The organism is Streptomyces phaeoluteigriseus, from assembly GCF_001896135.2.
GTDB classification, from domain to species: Bacteria; Actinomycetota; Actinomycetes; order Streptomycetales; family Streptomycetaceae; genus Streptomyces; species Streptomyces phaeoluteigriseus.
On record NZ_MPOH02000019.1, the window covers coordinates 207127 to 213126 of the forward strand.

Genomic DNA, 6000 nt, shown 5'->3' on the forward strand with positions numbered 1-6000 from the left:
GCATGAGACAGGCCCGCGCGGACGAGTACGCCGAGTTCGCGGCGGCACGGACCGGGCATCTGTACCGGTCCGCGTGTCTGCTCACCGCGGGGGACACGCACCTCGCCGAGGATCTCGTGCAGGAGACCCTCGGCAGGCTGTACGTCCGCTGGGGGCGCGTCTCCCGGGCCGACAACCCCGCCGGGTACGCGCAAACCGTCCTCACCCGCGCCTTCCTCACCCATCAGCGCCGGCGCAGCAGCGGCGAGCGTGCCGTGGACGTCCTGCCGGAGCGGGCCGGGGCGGGGGCCGACGTGTCCCTGCGGCTCACGCTGGTGGAGGCCCTCGGCCGGCTGCCCGCGAAGGACCGGGCCGTTCTCGTCCTGCGGTACTGGGAGGACCGGTCCGTCGAGGAGACGGCCCGTGCGATGAACGCCAGCTCCGCCGCCGTACGGACGCGGTGTGTGCGGGCCCTCGGCCGGCTGCGGGAGCTGCTGGGTGAGGACATCGGCGAGTACGCCCGTCCCTGAGCGTGCCCCGGCCCGCCCCTGGCGGGCTGCCCGGCACCGAGCGCCCGTCAGCGGGCGGCACGACCACCCCCACTACCTCCTTCGACCAATCCGACCCCGGAAACGGTGGTGCGCCATGCCCGTCGACCAGACCCACGACCCCTTCGAGGACCGGCTCTCCGCTGCCCTGCACCAGGCCGGCGGTACCTTCGACACCGACCGGGCCGCGCTCGCCGCGGCCGGCCAGGTGCGAGGGCACCGACTGCGCCTGCGGCGGCGGGCCGCCATCGCGGGGGGTGCGGCAGGCCTCGCCCTCGTGGGGGTGGGCGGGGCGCTGCTCGTACCCTCCGGCACAGGCGGCTCCGCACGGCACGGCTCGGTCGCCGCGACCGGATCCGGCGCGCCGAGTGCCGTGGCCGCAACGCCTGCCGTGCCCGCCGTCTCCGCCAACGAGATGGTCCGTACGCTCACGGAACTGCTCCCCGAGGGGGAGGTGACCCGCGGCGAGGCGCGGGGCACGGACAGTCCGCTGCCGCCGCTCGCGCAGGTGGTGTTCGACGACGGCAAGGGCGAGGGGGCGGTCTCGCTGCTCGTGGACCGGGTCCGGGGCGAGGGCGGGGCCTTCGATCCGGCGAGCGCGGTGACGCCCTGCCCCGAGATGGAGCTGCCCGACTCGGGCCTGGACAGCTGCGTGACGCAGACCCTGCCCGACGGGTCCGTGGTGACCCTCATCCAGGGGTACGAGTATCCGGACCGACGCGCGGACACGAAGGCGTGGAGCGCCGACCTGGTCACGCCCGACGGGACGCGGGTGAGCGTCAGCGAGTGGAACGCCGCCGCACAGAAGGGCGAGCCCGTCTCCCGGCCCGAACCTCCGCTCGGCATGGAACAGTTGAAGACGCTGGCCGCGGCGGACGAGTGGCGCAGGGTCGCCGACGCCATCCCCGAGGAGACCCGCAGGCCGACCTCCTCCGCGGGGGGCTCGACCGGGGACGCGACGAGCCACGAGGGCCGGCGGATCCTCGCGATCCTCACCCAGGCGCTGCCGGACGGAGTGAAGGTCGTCTCCAGCGACAACGACGAGACCGAGTTCGCCCACGCCGTCGTGGACGACGGCAAGGGCAGGAGCTACGTCCAGGTCAACCTGCAGCACGACATGTCCGATGTCGCGGGTGAGCTGTACGGCTCCGGCGCCGAGACCCTTCCCGACGGCACGCGCGTCGCGACGCGGCAGGGGCCCGGGGAGAAGGGCGGCGAGGGCGTCGTGATGTGGACCGTGGACACGATGCGCGCGCACGGGATGCGGGTCGTGATCAGCGCCTTCAACTCGGGGAGCCAGACGACGGCCGCGACCCGCCCCGAACCGGCCCTCACCATGGCCCAGTTGCGGAAGATCGCGCTCAGCCCGCAGTGGGAGCTGCTGGGCGCCTGACCGGCGACCGGCACGACCGCCGGGGCCGTCCGCCGATCGCGGCCGGCCCCGGCGTCGGCGGGTGCGGCGCCTTGCTTCGAGCGGCCGGCCCCGGCGTCGGCGGGCGGCCGACAGGTCGAGGGTCGCCTTGGCCGTGCCGGGCTCGCCGAGCAGCGGGAAGAGGTACGACACGCTGTGCCGGTGGGCGTCCTCGTCGATGTCGGTCATCGTGTCGACCGCGAAGGTGACGTGGTAGCCGTGCTCGTGGGCGGCGCGGGCGGTGGACTCGACGCCCAGGCTGGTCGCGATGCCGGCCGGCACGATCTGGGTGACACCCCGGCGGCGCAGCTGGAGGTCGAGGTCGGTGCCGTGGAAGGGGCCCCAGGTCCGCTTGGTGACGAGGATGTCGCCGTCGTGGCCGGTGAGCGGTTCGGCGACGGGACCCAGGTCGTACGGGCGGGAGCGGCCGCCGGCCAGGCGGGCCGCCTCGGTGCGGCCGGGGGTCGCGTCGGCGCCGTCGGGCGACGTCGCCATGCGTACGAGGACCACGGGGGCGCCGGTGGCACGGAACGCGTCGGCGAGTTCGGCGGCGCGGGCCACCACGTCGGCCGCCGGGTGGGGCTTGGCGGGCGCGGCGAGGGTGCCGGCCTGGAGGTCGATGAGGACGAGCGCGGTCCTGTCGTCGAGCGCGGTCACGGTCACGGGGCTGTACCTCTCCTGGGGAACAGCAGCCCAGGAGAGGTACTTGCGAAAAGCAATTTGTTGCGAGACTCAAGCTTTCGCTCTCGGCGGGTGTGCGACTAGAAGAACTCCGACCACGGCTGGTCCCAGATCTGCTTCACGCACAGCACCAGGAACAGCAGCCCGGCCGTCGCGAGCATCCCGTTGCTGAGCCGGCCGTTGCGCCATTCGCTGGGCGTGCGGGCGGAGTTGAGCAGCCAGATCAGGGTCAGGGCGAGGAACGGCAGGAAGGCGGCGCCCAGGACGCCGTACAGGATGATCAGGCGGAAGGGCTGGCCCTGGAAGAGCAGGATCATCGGCGGGAAGGTCAGCCACAGCAGGTAGAGGCGGAACGGCCAGGAGCGTTCCCGCCGGCCGGAGGCGACCTCGGCGCCCGTGGCCCTCGCGCTGCCGCGGTAGCGGGCGACGAAGTCGGCGAACATCAGGCTCACGCCGTGCCAGACGCCGATCAGGGAGGTGAAGGAGGTGGCGAAGAAGCCGATGAGGAAGAACTTGGCGGTGGCCGTGCCGTACTCCGCCTCCAGGATGTCGCTGAGCTGGACGAGTCCCTTGTCGCCACTGGCGATCGCCACGTTCGCGGAGTGCAGCAGCTCGGCACCGACGAACAGCATGGAGACGACGAAGACGCCGGTGGTGATGTAGGCGACGCGGTTGTCGAGCCGCATCACCTTCATCCAGCCGGTGTCCGTCCAGCCCTTGGCGTTGACCCAGTACCCGTAGGCCGCCAGGGTGATGGTGCCGCCGACGCCGCCGACCAGGCCGAGGGTGTTGAGGATCGAGTCCTTCTCGTCGGGCAGGACGGGCAGCAGACCGGCCACGGCGTCGGCGATGTTCGGCGTCACCCGGATCGCGAGGTAGACGGTCACCACGAACATGACGCCCACCAGGACCGTCATGACCTTCTCGAAGACCGCGTACTTGTTGAACCAGACGAACACCAGACCCACCAGCCCGCAGGCGATGGCCCACCACTCCAGGTCCATCACATCCGGGAACAGGGCCTGGAGGGGCAGCGCGCTGGACGACATCGCCGCCGCGCCGTAGACGAAGCCCCAGACGACGACGTAGACGAGGAAGAAGTACGTCGTCCAGCGGCCGATGCTCGCCCAGCCGTCGAACAGGGTGCGGCCGGTGGACAGATGCCAGCGGCCGGCCGCCTCAGCGAGGGAGATCTTGACCAGGCAGCCGAGGACCGCGGCCCACAGCAGCGTGTAGCCGAAGTTGCTGCCGGCGATGAGGGTGGCGACCAGGTCGCCGGCGCCGACGCCGGTCGCGGCGACGACGATGCCGGGCCCGATGTGGCGCCAGCTGGACTTGCGGGGGGATGGGTGGTTGCCGCCGGATGATGCCTCGGTGTCAGTGGGGTTACCCGTGGTGTCCGCCATAGGAATCAAGAAACCGGAAGCAGCCGGAGCCGACAAGAGGGCGTACGCGGGTGTCGCGCGCGCCCGGGGTACCGGACCCGCCGCGGCCGAGCGTCAGTCGCACGCACACGTGGCCAGTTCGAACCACACGGTCTTGCCCGGACCGTCCTGGTGGCAGCCCCAGCGCCGGGCGAGCGCCTCCACCAGGAACATTCCCCGGCCGCTCTCCGCGGAGCCCGCCTGGAGCACCTGCGGGGTACGGCGGCCGGTGTCGGTCACCTCGCAGCGCAGCACGCCGTGCGCCGCGGACAGCGTCAGCCGGTAGTGGCTCGCGGAGTGCAGCAGGGCGTTGGTGGCGAGTTCGCTGACGAGCAGTACGGCGGTGTCGACCAGGTCCTCGGGCTCGGCCAGCCCCCAGTCCTCCAACTGCCGGCGCACCTGCGAGCGTGCCTCACCGACGGCGGACGGCCGGGGGTCGTACTCGACACTCCAGTGGCCCGCGCCCAGGGGCGGTTGGGGGCAGGCGCCGTACGGGGAGTCGGGGTCAGGGAGGCGCCCCCCGGAGAGTTGCAGCATGCCTCCACCATGACCTGCCCCGACGACCCGTACACGGGGAGGACTACCTGTTTCCGTACCTGTGGATAGCTCCTGATACCTGCGAATACCTGTGGATAGCCGGTGATGCCCGTAGATGTCGGGGATCACCCGTACTGGAGGCGTACGGCCGTGCCTTCCCGGGTCGGGCGGAGGTCGACGTAGGAGCAGACCTGGCGGGTGAACCACAGGCCCTGGCCGGGGGACGGGGTGATGCTGGGCGGGGGGACGAAGCCGGCCAGGGGGTCGTCCAGGCGGTCGGAGAGGCGCAGTTCGCAGACGCAGGCGGGGCTGCGCCCCACAGGAGGGTGGAGGTGACGGGGGCCAGGGAGGCCGCTTCCGTCACCGCCTGTGCGAAGAGTTCCGCGTCGGCGGCGCCGAGGCCCTGCCCCGCCGCCCAGGAGCGGACCGTGTCCGTGGTGGGCGCCGGGAGGGGCCGGGCGTCGACCGGGGGGCGGGGCAGGGGGACCGCGTCCAGTTCGGCCGCCAGCCGGAGCGGGTCCTCGTACGCGCCGCTGTCGGGGTGGGCGCGGCGGGCCGCCGCGACGAGGTCCGGCGCTGTGGTGCGGGTGTCGTAGACGCACAGGGCGGTGGTGGACGTGGGGGCGAACAGCAGGTTGGCGAGGGCCTCGTAGCGGAGCCACTCGGCGCTCTCGCGCGGGGAGCGGCCGGCCCGGCCGTTCCACACCGGTTCCATGAGGAGGTGGACACGGCCGTCGGGGCCGGCGTGCGCGGCGAGGTGACCGGCGGCGCGGGCCACGGCGTTGGCGGCGGAGCCGGTGTACCAGTCGGTGTGCGGGACGAGGGTGACGGCCTCGGCGTCGCTGCCGAGGGCGTCGCGCAGGGCGTCGAGTTTGGCGGGGGCGACGATGGCCACCGGCGGGGGCTCGTCGGCGGCGGCGAGGCCCTCGGCGAGGAAGGGCAGGGCGGCGGCGAGGAACGCCTCGTCCGTGCCGGGGGCGGTCATACGGTGGTCGAACGCCCTCCGGGGCGGAGCGGTGGTTCGGACGGTCATCGGGCGGTCCCCTCGGTTCTGGCGGGTTCGGATGCGGGTTGCGTTCGGGTTCGACACTGCTGTGCGACATGGCGTTGCCTGGCGCGTCGCCTCACCGCTGGGCCGTCACCCAGGCGGCGATCTGACTGCGGTTGCTGAAACCGAGCTTGCTGAGGATGCGCTCCACATGGCCCTCGGCCGTGCGGCGGGCGATCACCAGGCGGTCGGCGATCTGCTGGTTGGCGAGGCCCTCGGCGACCAGTTCGGCCACCTGTGCCTCGCGACGGGTGAGGCGGACGGCGTCCGACGGGGCGCCGGGCTCGGGGGCGGGATGTGCGGGGGTGGGACGTGCGGCGCGGGCGCGAGGCCCGGCGGTCTGCCGGGGTGTGCGGGGCACGGGGCCTGCGG

6 protein-coding genes and 1 pseudogene are annotated in these 6000 nt (G+C 73.1%); 2 read left to right on the forward strand and 5 right to left on the reverse strand.

Going from position 1 to position 6000, the window contains the following annotated elements; all coding sequences use genetic code 11:
- Positions 1-2 precede the first annotated feature (2 nt).
- Both BM536_RS30515 and BM536_RS30520 read left to right on the forward strand, forming a co-directional pair.
- Positions 3-509, forward strand: coding sequence for a SigE family RNA polymerase sigma factor (locus BM536_RS30515; RefSeq protein WP_073499433.1), 507 nt, complete (start codon positions 3-5; stop codon positions 507-509).
- Between the two features lie 115 nt (positions 510-624).
- Complete coding sequence (locus BM536_RS30520; RefSeq protein WP_094103752.1) at positions 625-1920, forward strand: hypothetical protein; 1296 nt, start codon at positions 625-627, stop codon at positions 1918-1920.
- 105 nt (positions 1921-2025) lie between these two features.
- Here the strand turns inward: BM536_RS30520 and BM536_RS30525 are convergent.
- The 5 genes and pseudogenes from BM536_RS30525 to BM536_RS43360 all read right to left on the reverse strand — a co-directional run.
- Positions 2026-2601: pseudogene (locus tag BM536_RS30525) on the reverse strand (isochorismatase family protein); the annotation flags it as partial.
- A 98-nt stretch (positions 2602-2699) separates the two neighbouring features.
- Entirely contained in the window at positions 2700-4025 is a 1326-nt protein-coding gene (locus BM536_RS30530; protein WP_073499439.1) for an Nramp family divalent metal transporter, read from the reverse strand.
- 93 nt (positions 4026-4118) lie between these two features.
- A complete protein-coding gene (locus BM536_RS30535; RefSeq protein WP_079275265.1) occupies positions 4119-4580 on the reverse strand; it encodes an ATP-binding protein in 462 nt (153 codons plus the stop codon).
- 43 nt (positions 4581-4623) lie between these two features.
- Positions 4624-5613: an MEDS domain-containing protein gene (locus tag BM536_RS30540; RefSeq protein ID WP_245873878.1), complete on the reverse strand. Its 990-nt coding sequence runs from the start codon at positions 5611-5613 to the stop codon at positions 4624-4626.
- Positions 5614-5704: 91 nt separating this feature from the next.
- Positions 5705-6000: helix-turn-helix domain-containing protein (locus BM536_RS43360; protein WP_245873879.1), on the reverse strand; the 296-nt coding region annotated here is incomplete at its 5' end.